This is a genomic window from Kribbella sp. NPDC051620, from assembly GCF_044453825.1.
Classification (GTDB): domain Bacteria; phylum Actinomycetota; class Actinomycetes; order Propionibacteriales; family Kribbellaceae; genus Kribbella.
On record NZ_JBITDB010000002.1, the window covers coordinates 844,388 to 860,853 of the forward strand.

Below are 16,466 nucleotides of genomic sequence, written 5' to 3' on the forward strand. Positions count from 1 at the left end.
TGTTGCTCTTGTCTGTTGCTCTTGTCTGTTGCTCTTGTCTGTTGCTCTTGTCTGTTGCTCTTGTCTGTTGCTCTTGTCTGTTGCTCTTGTCTGTTGCTCTTGTCTGTTGGGCAAGGCGTGGGGGATGTGTGAGGTGGGTGGGTGAGAATGCTCGGATGAGCAAGGTTGCCAAGGCGGTTGTGGTGAGCAGTCGGCATACTCGGCGGTGGCCGGCCTCGTTGGCTGTGGTTGTGGCGTTGGGGTTGCAGTTGGCTGTGCCGCCGGAGGTCATGGAGGCGCCGCGGTGGATCATGCCGGCCATCGGGGCCGGGTTGCTGATTCCGTTGGTCTGGACGAATCCGTTCCATCTGCGGCGGGACGAGACCTGGCTGCGGTGGATCGAGCTTGTTCTGGTGGCGGTACTGGTCGCCGTCAACGCCATCTACCTCGTCAGCCTCATCGTCCTGCTCGCCTCCGGAGACAACGCGGACGGGAAGGTGCTGGTGAAGGCCGCCCTGCTGATCTGGGTGACCAACGTCGTCGCTTTCGCGCTCTGGTACTGGGAGATCGACCGGGGCGGTCCGTTCGCGCGGATGCCTGAGCACGAGCACGAGGAAGAACGCGCTGATCTGCTGTTTCCGCAGATGACCGTCGATCTCCCGGGCTGGGAACGCTGGCTCCCGGGTTTCACCGACTATCTCTTCGTCGCGTTCACCGCGTCCACCGCGTTCAGCCCGACCGACACCATGCCGCTCACCGCCCGGGTGAAGACGCTGATGGGGATCCAGTCCGCGATGGCGTTGCTCACCATCGCGGTCGTCGCCGCCCGCGCGGTCAACGTGCTCTGACAACCCCGTCCTGTCCAGCTGGCGAGTAACCCCTCGACGCTCATGTAATGAGTGTGAAAGGGTTATGCCAATGTACAAGGAGGTGGGACAGGGATGGCACACGACGCTGCGCGGACCAAGTCCGTCGGGCTGGGGTTCGCCGTGTTCTCGGCGATCACCTTCGGCGGCTCGGGGCCGTTCGCGAAGGCGCTGATCGAGGCCGGGATGTCGCCGGAACAGGCGGCCTGGATCCGGATTCTCGGCGCGACCGTCCTCCTCGTCCCGCTGGTGCTGATCTTCCGCGGCGCCGCCGGTGTCAGAGCGGCCCGGGGCTCCTGGCCGCAGCTCGTTCTGTACGGCCTGACCGGGATCGCCGGTTGCCAGACCCTGTTCTTCGTCGCCGCCAGCAGGCTCCCGGTCGGGATCGCATTGTTGCTGGAGTTCTCCGGCCCGCTGCTCGTGGTCGGCTGGCTCAAGTTCGGCCGCAAGGTCGCCGTACCGCGCTCGGCCGTGCTGGGCGTCGCGATCGCGCTGGTCGGCCTGGCCACCGTCGTCGAGATCTGGTCCGGCCTGAAGCTCGACCTGATCGGACTGCTCGCCGGCCTCGGCGCGGCCGCCTGCCAGGCGACGTACTTCATCCTGATCGACAAACTCACCGGCGTCGCTGATCCGCTCGTGATGACTGCGGCCGGCAGCGTCGTCGGCTCCATCGCGCTGACCGCTGTGGCCGTGCCGTGGACGATCCCGTGGCACACCCTCACCGACACGATCGCGATCGGCGACCGGTCCGCGCCCGGCTGGATCTTCGCCGGCTGGCTGATCGTGGTCAGCACCGTCGTGGCGTACCTGGCCGGCGCGGCCGCGGTCCAGCGGTTGTCGGCGGCGATCGGCGGCGCGGTCGCGTACGTCGAGGTGGTGGCGGCCAGCATCTTCGCCTGGATCCTGCTCAACGAGACGCTCACCACCAACCAGATCATCGGTGGCGTGATCGTGCTGCTCGGCGCCTTCGTCGCGCAGTCGTCCGTGGGCAAGGTCGCGCCGCCGGAGCTGTCGCCGACGGTGGATGATGAACTCCATGGACTCCATCGCGGTGACATCGTCGGGGCAGCTCCGGGGCACGACCACTGACGGGATCACCGCCTACCTAGGCATCCCGTACGCCGCCGACCCGTCCGGCCCGAAAGCCTTCCAGGCACCCGAGCCACCGCCGAGCTGGGAGGGCGTCCGGGATGCAACCACCCTCGGCTCGACCTCCCCGCAACCGCCGTACGAGCCCCCGTACGACGTACTGCTGACGAACCCGCTCCGCCCCGGACCCGAGTTCCTCAACCTCAACGTCTGGACGCCGGGCGGGTCCGGGTTGCCGGTGCTCGTCTGGTTCCACGGTGGAGCGTTCCGGAACGGGTCCAATGCGACTCCGGCGTACGACGGAACCGCGTTCGCGCGCGACGGGGTGATCCTGGTCGGGGTCAACTACCGGCTTGGCGTCCAGGGGTTCGGCGTACTGACGGATGCGCCGAGCAACCGTGGGCTGCTCGACCAGGTCGCGGCCCTGCGCTGGGTACAGGAGAACATCGCGGCCTTCGGCGGTGACCCGGGACGCGTGACGATCGCCGGGCAGTCGGCGGGCGGGATGAGCGTCGCGACGCTGATGTCGATGCCGTCGGCGCAAGGGCTGTTCCAGCGGGCGATCGTACAGAGTGGTTCAGCGACGGCCGCGGCTCTCGCTGCCGATGGCGCGGTGATCACCGCCGAGGTGGCGAAGCGGCTCGGGGTGGAGTCGACCGCGGCCGGCTTCGCGTCGGTGGCGATCGAGGAGCTGTTGGCCGCGCAACGCGTGGTGGCGTTGGAGTTGCGGCAGAACCCGGATCCGGCGCGCTGGGGTGCGACCGTCGTCAGCGCGGGTGGCGGGATCATGCCGTTCTTCCCGGTGATCGATGAGTCGGTACCTGCGCGGCCGCTCGACGCGATCGCGGCCGGCTCCGCGGCTGGGGTCGACCTGCTGATCGGTACGACGACCGAGGAGATGCGGCTCTTCTCGATCCCTTCCGGGATGGCGGCGGCGATCACGGCCGAGGCGTTGCCGGTGCTGCTCGCCCGGTCGGGGATCGATCCGGCGATCGCGGCGGCGTACGCGGCGAACCGGCCTGGCGAGTCGCCCGGTGAGATCTTCAGCGCGGTCGTCGGCGACGCGTTCTTCAGCTTGCCGACGCTGCAGCTCGCGCTTGCCCAGCGCGCGCACGCGCCGACGTACCTGTACGAGTTCGACTGGCAGTCAGCGCTCGACGGGCTGCGCGCCTGTCACGCGCTCGAGTTGCCGTTCGTGTTCGACACACTCGCGACGGCGACCTCTCCCCTGTACGGCGCTGAGCCGCCGCAGTCAGTTGCCGACTCCATGCATGCCGCGTGGGTCGCGTTTGCTACCACCGGCCGGCCGGGCTGGTCGGCGTACGAGACGACCACCCGGCCGGTGATGACGTTCGGGCTCCCCACTCGACTGGTGGAGGACCCGCGGGCTGCTGAGCTGGCGCTTTGGATGTCAGGCAACTAGCTGGAGGACTAGATCGCGGGGCAAGCCATGGGTCTCGTGAAGGTACTCGAAATCGGAGTCGTCGAGGGGCTTCTGGAAGCGTTCGTGGTTGAGGATGCGTCGGCCGCGGTCGAGCAGGTTGGTGAAGCGGATCTCCTCGTCGATCAGGATTCGGCGGACCAAGGTGAGCACCTCGCCCTGGTGGAAGTGCTCACTGGTGTGCTCGAACAGCTCCATCGGCAGGTCGGACAGCGTCCGGGTGTCGTCGGAGCGCCAGAGCAGGGTGAGCACGCGGCGGATCAGCCGGCGCAGCACGTAGCCGCGGCCGGTGTTCGACGGGTGCACGCCGTCGCCGATGATCACCATGCTCGAGCGCAGGTGGTCGATGACGATCCGCTCGTCGTGCTCGTCGAGCTTCCACAGCTTCGGGATGATTCGCGTCCACGGCTCGAACAGCGACGTCTCGTAGACCGAGCGCTTGCCCTCCAGCAGCATCGTCAGGCGCTCGAGTCCCAGACCTGTGTCGATGTTCTGCTGCTGCAGGGTTTCCAATGAGTTGTCGTCGAGGCGGCGGTAGCGCATCATCACGTGGTTCCACACCTCGACCCAGCGGTCGTCGGTGGTCGGGGTGCCCTCGGGGTCGCCGTCGCCGGTCCAGACGAAGATCTCCGAGTCGGGTCCGCACGGTCCGGTCGGGCCGTTCGACCACCAGTTGTCGCCGGTGGTCAGCTCGATCGGCTGGCCGAGCTCCTGCCAGGTACTGAGTGACTCCTGGTCGAGCGGGACCTGGTCGTCGCCGCCGAACACCGTCACGTACAGGCGGTCCTTGGGGAGCTTGAAGCCCTCGGTCAGCAGCTCGTAACCCCAGCGCAGCGTCTGCTCGGTGCCGTAGTCGCCGAGCGACCAGGAGCCGAGCATCTCGAACACGGTCAGGTGGGTCGGATCACCCACCTCGTCGAGGTCGGTCGTGCGCAGACATCGCTGCACGCCGACCAGTCGTCGGCCGAGTGGATGCGGATCGCCTTCCAGGTACGGCGTGAGCGGATGCATCCCCGAGGTCGTGAACAGCACGGGGTCGCCCGGGCGCGGAATCAGCGAGGACCCCGTGGTGGGGATGTGCCCGTGCCGGCGGAAGAAGTCGATGAAGGTCTGGTCGATGGTCATCGCGGTTTTGTCCTTGTCTGTTGGGTGCTGACCAGAAAAGGAGGCCGGGACAACAAAAAAACCGGCGAACCGTTTCCGGTCGCCGGTTGGGTGAAGAAGATGTCAGGCAGCGGCAGCCGGCGAGCACGAAGCTCGTACGGCTACTGCGAGGAACGACATCTGATGCATGCCAACACAATACATGCCGCTGCCCACCAGCACACACCGACTTCCGCCGCCGACGCAGGCTGCGCCTGCGTCGGCGGCGGAAGTCGGTGTGGATGAGGCGAGAGGCGCATGCGGGCGCGATGGCTGGCCGGAGGCGGGGCGGCGTTGCAGGAGCCGGAGTCGGCTGCGTGGGGCAGGTCTTCAGCGGAGGTCGAGTAGTTCGCGGAGGAGCTGGCCGGAGCGGGCCCAGCTCCACTGGTCCCTCACCCAGGCGCGGCCCGCCTTGCCCATTGCCCGGGCCCGGGCTGGTTTGGTGAGGAGTTCGGTGATGCGGAGGGCGGTGGCTACCGAATTGTAGGGGTCTACCAGGTAGCCGGTCTCGCCGTGGCGGACGGTGTCCGCGGCGCCGCCGGAGTCGCCGACGATGACTGGTTTGGCGGTGGCGGAGGCTTCCAGGGTGACGATGCCGAGGGCTTCTGGTTCGAGGCCGAAACGTCTTGTTCTGCAGGGCATTGCGAAGATGTCGGCGGCATCGAGGTACGGCGGGATGTCCTCCCAGGCAACCGCACCGGTGAAGCGCACGGCATGTCCCACGCCGGTCTCCCGGGCCAACGCTTCAAGCCGATCCCGATCGGGTCCGCCGCCGACGAGCAGCAGAACGGCCTCCGGTACTGCCGCCAGGACCCTCGGCCACGCCTGGATCAGCGTGTCCTGCCCCTTCCGCGCAACCAACCGCGAGACACACGCCACGACCGGCACATCCTCCAGACCGAGCCCCTTGCGGACCTGCTCTCCCCCACACCCCGGGAAGAACCTCGACGTGTCCACACCAGGCGTCAGTCGCCGCATCCGAGCAGCCGCTTCAACCGAGAGCGCCGGCGCGATCTGCTCCTCGCACCACGCCGACACCGACGTCATCGTGTCGGCCGCATCCCCGATCCGCCGGAGCGCCTGCCGCGTTCCCGGCGTACCGGCCCACCACGTCTCGTGCCCATGGGTCAGCGCGACGATCCGCCGCGCCCCCGCCCGCCGCAGCGCCGGCCCCATCAACCCGAGCGGCGCCGCGGCCCCGAAAACGACCCGATCCGCCCCGTACTCCCGCATCACCCGCACCGCGCTCCGCGTCACCCGGGGGGTCGGCAGCAACATCGACGTCCGATCCCGCACGACGGGAAACGGAAGCCCGGCGTCGTACTCCGAACAGCCCGCCATCCGCGAGGTCAGCACCACCAGATCCGGCAACTCCGAGCACAGCGACCGGACGAACGTCTCGATCCCACCCTGCCGAGGCGGGAAGTCGTTGGTGACGACCAGAACCGTCACTTCTCGACCAGCGGCGGAACCGTCTCGCCGTGCTCAGCAGCCCACGCCCGCCCCATCGCGATCCGCTCCGGCGGCGTCGGGTGGTTGGCGAACAGCCAGTACCGCCACCGGCTCGGCTCCAGCCCGCTGATGTTGCGCACCGACAACTCATGCTGCATCTCGACGAAGTCCGCCGGATCCTTGGTCAGCTGCAACGAGTGGTAGTCCGCCCGAGCCTCGATCCGGCGGCTGACCAGATTCTGCACGGGCGACGCGAGCGTCGTACCGGCGACGATCAGGGCGAGCAGGAGCGCGGTACGGCGTGGATCGGCGACGCGGGCCCCGAGCAACAACCTCAGCAGCACGATGGCGAAGGCCGATCCGAGCGCGCCGACCAATGTGCCATGCAGCACGTCGTTCTCGGCAGCATGGCCGAGTTCATGCGCGACCACCAGCCGGACCTGCGCCGGCGTCGCATCCTTCAGCAGCGTGTCGTAGACGACCAGCCGCCGCGTCGACCCGAAGCCGGACACATAGGCGTTCAGCGTGGTCGTCCGCTTGGACGCGTCGGCGACGAGCACATCCTTCACCGGTACGCCGTCCTGCTTCGCCAACTGCATGAACTCGTCGCGCTGAGCACCGGCCGGCATCGAGGTGAAGTCGTTGAACCGCGGCTCGACCAGCACCGGATACGCGAACGAGACCCCGAGCACCAGGACCGCGCCCGCGATCGCCGCCGGCGCCCACCACCAGGTCTTCCAGCGCTTGGCCAGGGCAATCAACCCGAGGCTGATGGCAATCAAAGCCAGTGACAGGAGCAACCAGTTGACCAGCCGGTCGCGCAGCCACAGCCCCCAAGACTCGGTCGACAGCCCGTACTTCCGGGTGACCCGCTCGGCCATCGCGTCCGTCGGCAGCGTGATGATGCTGGCGATCAGGCCGAGCGCGAGCACGACGACGGGGACGGCCAGGTACCAGCGGCGGATCCGCGTCACGGCGTACAGGCGGCGGCCGAGCGTGCTGAAGCCGATCGTCAGCGGCACCAGCAGCGAGAGGATCCAGGAGATCGTTGACCAAGGCAACAACTCGTGCCGGAACTGGTTCTGCTTGCTGATCTCGGCCGTCGTGAAGTCGAGCGCCGCATCGGGCTTCGGCAGGTCGATCAGGTGCCAGGGCGTCGTCGTGATGATCACGACGGCGAGGGCGGCGGCGAGCACCAGGGCAGCTCCGGCGGGAGCCAGTTTGGCGGCTCGCTCAGACACCGGCGAGCCTCTTCAGGTACTTCTGCCAGTCGGCCGTGAACTCCTGCTCGGTGGTCCCGAGCACGGTCCGGAAGGCGTCGGCCAGTCCGGTCCGGCTCTTCGACGTGTGCACGGCACGGTAGAACTCCACCAACTTGCTCTGCCCCTCACGCTCGCTGATCAACCGGCAGGCCAACCAGGCCGACTCATAGGCCTGGGGCAGCTCGGCCGACGAGGCGGCGAAGGCTTCCGGGGTGGGCAGCGTCTTCGGCGTCTTGCCGGCCCGGACCGCCTTGAACAGCTCCTTCGCCGCCGATTCGTCCTGGACGGACACGGCGGTGAAGGCGACGTAGTCGGCGAAACCCTCGGCCAGCCACAACGGTACCGGCGAGGCGGTAGCGGTCGAGGCGACGTGGGTGGTCTCGTGGGTGAGGACGATCCGGCGGCCCTGCCGGCCGAGCTCGTCGAAGAGCTTCGGGTTGGCGACGATCCGGGTCGGCGCGCCGGTCGCCGGGGTGTCCAGCTCGGCCATCGTGACCGCGGCGATCTGGGTGTAGGTTCCCGGCTGGGCGCCGAGCACGTACTCCATGTCGGACTGCTTGGCGGGCAGGTAGATGACCGCCTTCTGCTTCCAGTTCTTGCCCCAGACCTTCGTCACCGACGAGACCGCGCGGTCGGTCACCTCCGCGTAGTCGTCCGCGTCGGCCTGCGAGTCCAGGCTGATCACCAGGCTGCGCTCGCCCTTGGCCACCTCGATCCCGCCGAGCGCCCAGATCGGCCGCCGCTGGCCGGCCACGAAGCGCTCGCTGAAGGACGCCGCGTACGTCGTACCGTCACGCGTGACGAAGGTGACCGGCAGGGTCTCGCGGGCCGGTTTGGTGTCGAAGCCGCTGAGCTGCCAGGAGACCTCGACCTGGGCCAGCCAGGACTCGGTACCGCCGAGCTCCTTCTGCCGGTCCGGTGGGAGCGCGCCGATGTCGTCGCTGACGTAGCGCAACTGGAACGTGGCCAACGGCAACTTGCCGAGGTTGCTGTAGATCGTCCGGGCCTGGGCGTCGAAGCTCTTGGCCAACGGGTCGATGGTGCCGAGGAAGGCCGACTTGCGGCGCTCGTCGATCGAATCGGCCATCTTCTGCAGGACGGCCTGGCCGGCGGCGGCCCGGCGTACGCCCTCGGCCGCCTCGTCCGGGGTGGATTTCTCGGTGCCCGGGGTCTGCGCGCTGCGGCCGTGCGCATCCGGGTCGGCGGGCGCGTCGGCGATCTTGCGGAGGCCGGCGAACCCGGCCACGCCGACCAGGCAGACGGCGACGCCGAGCGCGACCTTCTTGACGATCGGACCGTGCGCGGACGTCCAGGTGCTCACCGTCTGGATCGCCGTCGGGCGGCCCGGCCCGTCACCGACCGCGTGCTGGGCCGGGATCTGGATGGTGGTCTGCTCGGACGGCGAGACCCGGTGTTCGGCGAAGTCGTCGTGCTTGCCGAAGTCGTCGCCGCCGCGCTTGCCGAAGTCGTCGCTGTCGTGCTTGCTCAGGGCACCAGTGGGGTCGGCAGGGGGCAACATGCTGCCGCGCTCGTCGACCACCTCGGCCCCTTGCTGCTCGCCTGCCCCAGTCAGAGGAGTCAATTCAGAGCCCTCCGGGGACAGTCAAGCATGGGCGGGGTGGAGGTGGACAAACGAGGGCGGCTCCGGGGGTTGCTGTCCCCGGAGCCGTAGTGCATGTCGTGACTGGGCTCAGCCCGGGCGGACCGCGCCGGCGTAGCCGCTCATGTAGTCGAGGTCGTCGGTCTTGACCGGCTTGCCCGGGTTCGGCGCGTGCACCATCCGGCCGTTGCCGATGTACATCCCGACGTGGTGGATCGACGGGTTGCCGTAGAAGACCAGGTCGCCGGGGCGGAGGTCGGCGCGGCTGACCCGGCGCCCTTCGCTGAACTGCGCCTTGGAGGAGTGCGAGAGCGAGACGCCGGCCTTGCCCCAGGCGTACATCGTCAGGCCGGAGCAGTCGAACGAGCTCGGGCCGCTGGCGCCCCAGACGTAGCTGTCGCCGAGCTGGTTCATCGCGGCCTCGACGGCGGCACCCGCGCGGCCGTTGACCGGTACCGGCGTGTTGTCCTCGGGGTCCTCGGAGGTCCGGTCGCCGCCGCGGGTCGGGCGCTCGTCGCGGGCCTTCTCGGCTTCCTTCGCGTTCTCCTGCTTGATCCGGTCGCGCTCGGCGTCGCTGAGCTTGCCCAGCACCTTCTCGGCGGCGTCCAGGTTGGCCTGGATCTGCTTCTTCAGGCCGTCCTGCTGGGCCTGCACGGACTGCAGCGCGGCGAGCTCACTCTGCTCGCTGGCCTGCAGGTCGGTGAGCTTGCCCTGGGCGGCCTGGAACCGGCGGAGCGCCGAGTTCTGCTGGCCGGCGAACGCCTGCGCGGTGGAGGCCTGGCTGAGGAACTGGTCGGGGTTCGTCGACAGCAGCAACTGCGCCGTCGTCGTCATCCCGGAGGTCTGGTACCCCGCGACCGCGAGCGAGCCGATCTGCCGCTTGACCGCGTCGACCTGCACCTGCTGCTTGGCGATCCCGGCCTGCAGCGCCTTGACCCGGATCTGCGCGGCGGTGATCTGGCCACGAAGGTCGTTGGCCGCCTCACCGGCGTCAGCTGCCTTGGTCTGCAGCGCGGCCACCTGGGCCTTCGCCTGCTCCAGGGTCGGTTTCGGATCCGCGTCCGCCCCCGTCTGGATGAAGATCACTCCCGCTACGACGGCGGTGGAGGTGATGGCGGCGAGGGCAATTCCCTTGAAGCGCTTCGTGCGGCCGATGGACACAGCCCGGTCGGTCCCTTCCTCTTCTCGACGCCGTCCCCGTCAACCCACCTGGTCAGCTACGACCGGTCGGTCACCCTTCGGCTGAATCTTCGCTGCCCGTCCGGCCTGGTGGACCGAGACTGTGAGGCAACGAGAGGTAACAGTAGTAACCGATTCGTGACCGGTGCAATTCGCCCCTCTGGTTTGATCCAAACTTAACGTCCGGAAAGCCTTTGCTTTGCGGTCACCAGACTGTCCCCGACCTGGACGGATCGGTGGCGGGGGTGGGATGAGCGAGATCGGCCGGCGGATCAAAGCGCTGCGCCAGCGCTCAGGACTGACCCAGGAAGAACTCGCCGACAGGTCATCACTGTCGGAACGGTCCTTACGCGATCTGGAGTCGGGCCGGGTCAGGAAGCCGAGGGCGAAGTCGATCCGGCTGATCGCGAGCGCACTCGAACTGTCCGCCGGCGAGACCCGCCAACTACTGGGCCTGATCGCCGACGAAACTCCGGAACCGGCCGCGTCCGCACATCCGGTCCCCAGCCTCGACCAGCTTCCGCTGGACGACCTGCATTTCACCGGCCGGTTCGCCGAACTCCGCGATCTGGATCTGCTGGTCTCCGAGCGCTCACCGGCCCGGATCGTGACGATCTCGGCCATCGGTGGCAGCGGCAAGACCGCGCTTGCCGTCCACTGGGCGCACGGAGCCGCCGGCCATTTCCCCGACGGCCGCCTGTACGTCGATCTGCGCGGCTTCACGCCTGACCAGGAACCACTCGACCCGGCCGAGGCGCTGGGGCGGATCCTCACCGCGTTGGAGATCAAGCCGGCCGACCAACCGCCGACGCTGGAAGAACGTGCGACCTCGTACCGATCTGTGGTGGCCGGTCGCCGGCTGCTCGTCATCCTCGACACCGCGGCGACGGCTGACCAGGTCCGGCCGTTGCTGCCCGGCTCCCCCAGTTGCGCGACGATCGTCACCAGCCGCGAGCGCCTTCCCGGGTTGATGGTGCGCGAAGGCGCTCATCCCCTGCTGCTCGACGCGATGGCGGAGTCCGAGGCGGGCGAACTTCTCCGTACGGTCCTCGGCAACGCCCGGGTGGACGAGGACCGTACGGCCGCGGCCGAGATCATCTCGCTGTGTGGCCGCCTTCCGTTGGCCCTGCGGGTGGCCGGCGCCAGCATCTCGCTCGGTGACTACCGAACCCTGCGGCAGGCAGCTGACGAGCTGGGCTCCCCTGACCGGTTGGAACGCCTCTCGTTGCCCGGTGACCCGACCTCGTCGGTCCTCCCGGCCTTCGAACTCTCCATCGCCCGGTTGCCCGGTGAGCTCAAGGAGTTCTTCTGCCGCTTGGGCCTGCTGCCCGGCAGCATCTTCGGCACGAATGCCGCAGCATCACTGACGGCAACCTCCGCCGACCTCGCGGATCGACAACTCCAGCGCTTGGTCGCGCTCAATCTGGTACAGAGCCGAGCTGACGGCCGTTTCGCGTTGCATGACCTCGTCAAGCTGTTCGCCCAGCGCTGCGCTGCCGTGGACGAAGCCGCCCTGAGGCGGGTGCTCGACTACTACCTGCAGTCCGCGGACGAAGCCAACCGGCAACTACGGCCCAGCCGGGTCCGGTCCCCCATCGATCCGGCACTCGACGGCGTGATCGTCGAAAGCTTCGCCACTCCGGAGACCGCCCTGCAGTGGTGTACCGACGAGCTGCCCGCGATTGCCGATGCCGTCGACGTGGCCGCTGCCGCAAACCTTTCAGCGCCCGCGATCCAGCTGCCGACCAGCATGATCGACTTCTTCCATCTCCGGAAACACTGGCCGCCTGTCTCGAACTGGGTCGGATCGACGAGGCAACGAAGTACCAGGAAACCGCCGCCGGTATCGCGCGTGAAGGTGATCACCGCTTTCCACTCGCCCGGGCGCTGACTGCACTGGGCATTCTTGCGATGCACCGGGCCGACTACGCGGCCGCCGTGGAGCACTTCGCTGAATGCGAGCGGCTCGCGGCGGAGGACCAGGACCCGTACGGCGCGATGCTCGGCGTCTTCAACACCGCCTACGCCCACCTGTGGGCGGAGAACTTCGACGAGGCCCGAGTTCTCTTCGAGAAAGCCCTGCCGATGGGTGAGGCGCTGGGCGCGGCCGACGTCATCGGAGGGTCCATCAATGCGCTGGCCCTGATCCTGCAGGCCGACGGAGAGCTTGAGCCCGCCCTCGATCGGTTCCGCCAGAGCGCCGCGGTGGCCGAGCAGAACAACAATCTGATCGGACTCGCCGAGGCTCGCGGAAACATCGCGCAGACACTTGCCGCGCTGAACCGGCCCGCCGAAGCCAGATCGGTCTTCCTGGCTGCTCTCGAGGCTGCCGAGCAGCTCGGCGATCGACGCCTGCAGGCTGATCTGCAATCAGACCTGGATGCGCTGCTCGATGCCGGCACTGTCGCCTGACAGCCGCCCTCAGCCGGCCTCAGCCGAAGCGGCGTACCAGCAGACAGCCGGCCTGGAAGCGGGACGTGGCGCCGAGGGCGGCGACCAACGCGCTGATTTCAGATCGGACGGTCCGCAGCGAGACGCCCAGCTGCCGGGCGATGGCCGCATCCTTGGCGCCGGTCGCCATCAGCTCGCCGACGGCGAGCTGCCGGTGACTCAGGACTGGTGGGCGGTCCAGCACACCAAGCTCATAGACCTGGCACATTCCTTCCGGGACGTGGTCATTTCGCTGCCCGGCCGAGACCATCTGCTCCATCGACATCTCTTCTCCCCAGTAGATGGTCTGACGCTATCCAGGGTCACCGGCCGGTGACAGGCGGTTGACCGGCAGTTTCCAGGCAGTCAGGCGGTATCTGCGGATGCCTGCGGACCCGGCTGGCCATCGACCGGCAACTCGATGCTGCTGACGGCATGCACCAGGCGCAGCGGTGGGACCAGACCGGATTGGGCCAGCACGTCCAGGGCGGCCAGTTCTTCGTCGTCGACGCGTAGTGAGGTTTGCTCGGGTGGCATGCCGAGCACCACGCTGACCACGCAGTCCCGGCAGCCGGGACCTCTCATCGCACACGCGTCGCAGTCGATCAGCACAACGTCCTCCAAGGTGGGGAAGCACCCGGACTTGCATCCGGCTGAGAAGGACGCTAAAGACCCCCACCGACAGTTTTCTGGCTAAGCGCGGGCGATCCGGTTGATCAGGGTGGTCGCGGACAGCGCCCGGGCGCCCATCGTGACGGTGCTCTCGGCAACTTCGCGGTCGGTCGAGACGACCACGATCGGCCGGCCCGGCGGCTCGGCGCGGACCAGTTGGCGGATCACCTCGTCGGCGATCACCCCGGCCGGGCTGAACCGCACCCGGACGCCACGTGGTGGGTTCAGCTGGACCGGGCCGGACAGCTCGGCGCCGTCGAAGACGACCGTGACCTCGATCCGCCGCTGCGCGACCAGGGCGCCGAGCGCGGTGACGAGGCGCTGGCGCTGGGAGTGCAGCGGGGTGCTCGGCCAGGCGGTCTTGGTGACGTTGTAGCCGTCGATGATCAGGTGCACCTGCGGCAGCGCGAGCAGCTCGTCGAAGAGAGTCGGGTCGTCGTCTGGTGCGGTACGGCCGACGGGCGCGGTCGTGGGCTCGATGCCCGCGACGGTGTCGGCCGGGCGGAGGTCTCCCCCGGGCGGGAGGGTGAGCTCGCGACGGAGTCCTCCCGCTGCTTCGACCAAGGTGTCCAGCAGCAGGCGGGTTCTGGTCGAGGCCAGTTCCCTTTCCTGTCCCGCAGTACGGCGGGCCGCGTGCTCGACCGCCTCGAGCTCGGTGATCCTCGCGCGGAGCTTCCGGACCTCGCGCTCGACCTCCGCGCGGGCCGCCTCGACTCGTTGGTCAGCGGTCGCCGCCTCGGTCGTACGCAGTTCGAGATCGCTCTGCAGGCCGGTGATCCGCTGGCGCGCCTCGTTCAGCTTGCGGCGCAGTGTGACGTTCTCGGCCTTCAGCTCGGTGACCTGCTCGCGCAGGCGTTCGCGGACCTGGCGCGTCTCGGTCCGGGCCTGGTCGAGCTGGTCGTGCAGGCGGGTGACGGCGTCCTCGTCGACGCCGGGCTTCTCCGGCGGCAACTGGGCGGCCTCGGCGACCCGCTGCTCCCAGTCATCGGGCCTGAGCAGGTAGGCGAGCGCCGCGACCTCTGTCGGCTCGGCGGCCGGTACTGCGAGTCCGTCGGCGACCGCATCACCCAGTTCGGGATGGTTGCGGCGTACCTCGAAGGCGACCAGTTTGCGGAAGTGGTCGTCGGTCTCGAGGATCGGACCGAGTACGGACGCCGAGAGCTTGGCGCGCTTGCCGGGCGCGAAGCTGGCGAACCGCCGCAGCGGAGCTGGGATGTCTGTCGCGGGCAACTGCCCCAACGCCTGCGCGGCCAGGGTCAGAACCCGTTGCCGCACGGGTTCGGGCAAGGTGGTGGCAGCGGAGCTCGCGGCGGTGCCGGCCTCAGCCACCGGTCCGCAGTCCGGTCGGAACGGCCCCCTGGCACAGCCAGTGATGCAGACCACAACGACCGGGCCCGGGGCCCGGAATCGCGGTGATCGCTTGTGTACGCATGACTAGAGCGTAGTCGGTTCGGCCACTTCGGCCATGCTGTTTGTCGCTGACGGTCGGCCGATGGGGGCGTGTCCCGGACGGAATTGTCGGCGGCGGCTTCTAGCGTCGTCGTCATGACCAGCCCACTGCCGGATCGAGCCGCTGCCCCGGCGTCCGGACCGGGGTCGCCGATCCGCGGCGTCCAGCCGAGCTTCGACGACCTCGGTACGCCGTTGCGCGACGTCACCTTCTGCGTCGTCGACCTGGAGACGACCGGCGGCGCGCCGGGCGAGTCGGGCATCACCGAGATCGGCGCGGTCAAGGTCCGGGCCGGCGAGCTGGTCGCGGAGTTCCAGACCTTGGTCAATCCGGCCGAGCCGATCCCGCCGTTCATCGCCGTCCTGACCGGGATCACCGACCGGATGGTGGCCGCGTCACCGCGGATCGAGTCGGTCCTGCCGGCCTTCCTCGAGTTCGCTCGGGGCTGCGTGCTGGTCGCGCACAACGCGCCCTTCGACGTCGGCTTCCTCAAACACGACACCCAGGTGCACGGCTACGACTGGCCCGACTTCGCCGTCGTCGACACCGCGCAACTGGCCCGCCGGGTGCTGACGCCCGACGAGACGCCGAACTGCAAGCTGGGCACGCTCGCGAAGTTGTTCAGGACAACGGTCACGCCGAACCACCGCGCGTTGTCCGATGCGCGGGCAACCGTCGACGTGCTGCACGGGTTGTTCGAGCGGGTCGGGTCGCTCGGCGTACAGACGCTGGAGGACCTGCAAACGTTCTCCTCGCGGGTGGCGCCGCAGGTACGGGCGAAGCGGCATCTGGCCGAGTCGTTGCCGCATGCACCTGGGGTGTACCTGTTCACGGACGACCGCGGCGAGGTCCTGTACGTCGGCAAGTCGAAGGATCTGCGCAATCGGGTCCGGTCGTACTTCACCGCGTCGGAGCAACGGACCCGGATCGGCGAGATGATCGGGATCGCCTCCGGGGTCCGCGGGATCGAGTGCGGTACCGCGCTCGAGGCCGAGGTGCGCGAGTTGCGGCTGATCGCGGAGCACAAGCCGCGCTACAACCGGCGCTCCAAGTTTCCCGAGCGACAACACTGGCTGAAGGTGACGGTCGAGCCGTTCCCGCGGCTGTCGCTGGTGAAGCAGGTGCGTGACGACGACGCGGGGTATCTCGGGCCGTTCAGCTCACGCAAGACGGCCGAGCGGGCGATGGCGGCGCTGCACGAGGCGTTCCCGATTCGCCAGTGCACGGACCGGATGTCGCGGTCGCCTGCCGGGTCGCCGTGTGTGCTGGCCGAGATGGGCCGGTGTGTCGCGCCTTGCGACGGGCGGATCTCGGTCGAGGCGTATGCGCCGTTCGTGGCAGGGCTGCGGTCGGCGCTGACGGACGATCCGGCGCCGGTGGTGGCAGCGCTTGATCGGCGGATCGATGTGTTGTCGGCGGATGAGCGGTTCGAGGATGCTGCTGTGCAACGGGATCGGTTGAGTGCTTTCGTGCGGAGCAGCGCGAAGATGCAGCGGATGGCGTCCGTCACCAGTTGCGCGGAGATCTGCGCGGCGCGGCGGACCGAGGACGGCGGCTGGGAGCTGCACGTGATCCGTCGCGGCCGGCTGGCGGCGGCAGGTATCAGCCCGCGGGGCACGGATCCGCGCAAGTACCTGGACATGCTCCGAGCCTCCGCCGAGACCGTCCTGCCAGGCATCGGTCCGGTCGCGTCAGCCTCTCCCGAAGAGATCGAGCTCGTACTGCGCTGGCTGGACTCCCCCGGCATCCGCCTGGTCGAGATGGACGGCACCTGGACCTGCCCGATCAGCGGCGCCGGCCGCCACATCGCCCGCCTCGACAACTCCCACTCCGAGGCTCACCACCACCCCAGCGAACGCCGCCGCCGGATGCGCCCCCTCAGCCCCACCGCCCGCTGACGCAG

At 68.7% G+C, this 16,466-nt stretch carries 14 protein-coding genes; 6 read left to right on the plus strand and 8 right to left on the minus strand.

Annotated features, from left to right (window positions below; genetic code table 11):
- The first annotated feature begins 155 nt into the window (after positions 1-155).
- The 3 genes from ACIA12_RS11175 (at position 156) to ACIA12_RS11185 (ending at position 3,357) form a co-directional block, all read left to right on the plus strand.
- Positions 156-827 (plus strand): hypothetical protein, encoded by a 672-nt coding sequence (locus ACIA12_RS11175; RefSeq protein ID WP_396366773.1) that lies wholly within the window; start codon positions 156-158, stop codon positions 825-827.
- 93 nt (positions 828-920) lie between these two features.
- Positions 921-1,934: an EamA family transporter gene (locus ACIA12_RS11180; RefSeq protein WP_396366774.1), complete on the plus strand. Its 1,014-nt coding sequence runs from the start codon at positions 921-923 to the stop codon at positions 1,932-1,934.
- A complete protein-coding gene (locus ACIA12_RS11185) occupies positions 1,882-3,357 on the plus strand; it encodes a carboxylesterase/lipase family protein (protein ID WP_396366775.1) in 1,476 nt (491 codons plus the stop codon). Before ACIA12_RS11180 ends, ACIA12_RS11185 begins: the two co-directional genes overlap by 53 nt.
- Here ACIA12_RS11185 and ACIA12_RS11190 read toward each other — a convergent pair.
- The 5 genes from ACIA12_RS11190 to ACIA12_RS11210 form a co-directional block, all read right to left on the minus strand.
- Positions 3,346-4,500 (minus strand): alanine--tRNA ligase-related protein, encoded by a 1,155-nt coding sequence (locus tag ACIA12_RS11190; protein WP_396366776.1) that lies wholly within the window; start codon positions 4,498-4,500, stop codon positions 3,346-3,348. The two genes, ACIA12_RS11185 and ACIA12_RS11190, sit on opposite strands and share 12 nt — an antisense overlap.
- A gap of 348 nt (positions 4,501-4,848) precedes the next feature.
- Positions 4,849-5,970, minus strand: a complete 1,122-nt coding sequence (locus tag ACIA12_RS11195; RefSeq protein WP_396366777.1) for a glycosyltransferase family 4 protein — start codon at positions 5,968-5,970, stop codon at positions 4,849-4,851.
- Complete coding sequence (locus tag ACIA12_RS11200; RefSeq protein ID WP_396366778.1) at positions 5,967-7,211, minus strand: M48 family metallopeptidase; 1,245 nt, start codon at positions 7,209-7,211, stop codon at positions 5,967-5,969. Before ACIA12_RS11200 ends, ACIA12_RS11195 begins: the two co-directional genes overlap by 4 nt.
- Positions 7,204-8,814: a hypothetical protein gene (locus tag ACIA12_RS11205; protein WP_396366779.1), complete on the minus strand. Its 1,611-nt coding sequence runs from the start codon at positions 8,812-8,814 to the stop codon at positions 7,204-7,206. The genes ACIA12_RS11200 and ACIA12_RS11205 overlap by 8 nt, the downstream gene beginning before the upstream one ends.
- A gap of 108 nt (positions 8,815-8,922) precedes the next feature.
- Positions 8,923-9,993 (minus strand): NlpC/P60 family protein, encoded by a 1,071-nt coding sequence (locus tag ACIA12_RS11210; RefSeq protein ID WP_396366780.1) that lies wholly within the window; start codon positions 9,991-9,993, stop codon positions 8,923-8,925.
- Between the two features lie 268 nt (positions 9,994-10,261).
- Between ACIA12_RS11210 and ACIA12_RS11215 the strand changes: the two genes are divergently transcribed.
- Positions 10,262-11,902, plus strand: coding sequence for an ATP-binding protein (locus tag ACIA12_RS11215; protein WP_396366781.1), 1,641 nt, complete (start codon positions 10,262-10,264; stop codon positions 11,900-11,902).
- Positions 11,903-11,922: 20 nt separating this feature from the next.
- A complete protein-coding gene (locus tag ACIA12_RS11220) occupies positions 11,923-12,423 on the plus strand; it encodes a tetratricopeptide repeat protein (protein WP_396366782.1) in 501 nt (166 codons plus the stop codon).
- A gap of 19 nt (positions 12,424-12,442) precedes the next feature.
- Here the strand turns inward: ACIA12_RS11220 and ACIA12_RS11225 are convergent, their stop codons facing one another.
- The 3 genes from ACIA12_RS11225 to ACIA12_RS11235 all read right to left on the minus strand — a co-directional run bounded on the left by ACIA12_RS11225 (position 12,443) and on the right by ACIA12_RS11235 (position 14,388).
- Positions 12,443-12,727 carry a response regulator transcription factor gene (locus tag ACIA12_RS11225; RefSeq protein ID WP_396366783.1) on the minus strand — a complete coding sequence of 95 codons (285 nt, stop codon included), beginning with the start codon at positions 12,725-12,727 and terminating at the stop codon, positions 12,443-12,445.
- Between the two features lie 80 nt (positions 12,728-12,807).
- Positions 12,808-13,053, minus strand: coding sequence for a hypothetical protein (locus ACIA12_RS11230; protein WP_396366784.1), 246 nt, complete (start codon positions 13,051-13,053; stop codon positions 12,808-12,810).
- Between the two features lie 81 nt (positions 13,054-13,134).
- A complete protein-coding gene (locus ACIA12_RS11235) occupies positions 13,135-14,388 on the minus strand; it encodes an NYN domain-containing protein (protein ID WP_396366785.1) in 1,254 nt (417 codons plus the stop codon).
- Positions 14,389-14,658: 270 nt separating this feature from the next.
- Between ACIA12_RS11235 and ACIA12_RS11240 the strand changes: the two genes are divergently transcribed.
- Entirely contained in the window at positions 14,659-16,461 is a 1,803-nt protein-coding gene (locus ACIA12_RS11240; RefSeq protein ID WP_396366786.1) for a DEDD exonuclease domain-containing protein, read from the plus strand.
- The last annotated feature ends 5 nt before the right edge of the window (positions 16,462-16,466 follow it).

What these genes read in the sequence shown, in the direction of transcription:
- ACIA12_RS11180 (WP_396366774.1), top strand. Translation starts at nt 921, where the DNA reads ATGGCACACGACGCTGCGCGGACCAAGTCCGTCGGGCTGGGGTTCGCC.
- ACIA12_RS11225 (WP_396366783.1), bottom strand. Translation starts at nt 12,727, where the DNA reads ATGTCGATGGAGCAGATGGTCTCGGCCGGGCAGCGAAATGACCACGTC.
- ACIA12_RS11215 (WP_396366781.1), top strand. Translation starts at nt 10,262, where the DNA reads ATGAGCGAGATCGGCCGGCGGATCAAAGCGCTGCGCCAGCGCTCAGGA.
- ACIA12_RS11190 (WP_396366776.1), bottom strand. Translation starts at nt 4,500, where the DNA reads ATGACCATCGACCAGACCTTCATCGACTTCTTCCGCCGGCACGGGCAC.
- ACIA12_RS11240 (WP_396366786.1), top strand. Translation starts at nt 14,659, where the DNA reads ATGACCAGCCCACTGCCGGATCGAGCCGCTGCCCCGGCGTCCGGACCG.
- ACIA12_RS11220 (WP_396366782.1), top strand. Translation starts at nt 11,923, where the DNA reads ATGCACCGGGCCGACTACGCGGCCGCCGTGGAGCACTTCGCTGAATGC.
- ACIA12_RS11175 (WP_396366773.1), top strand. Translation starts at nt 156, where the DNA reads ATGAGCAAGGTTGCCAAGGCGGTTGTGGTGAGCAGTCGGCATACTCGG.
- ACIA12_RS11185 (WP_396366775.1), top strand. Translation starts at nt 1,882, where the DNA reads ATGGACTCCATCGCGGTGACATCGTCGGGGCAGCTCCGGGGCACGACC.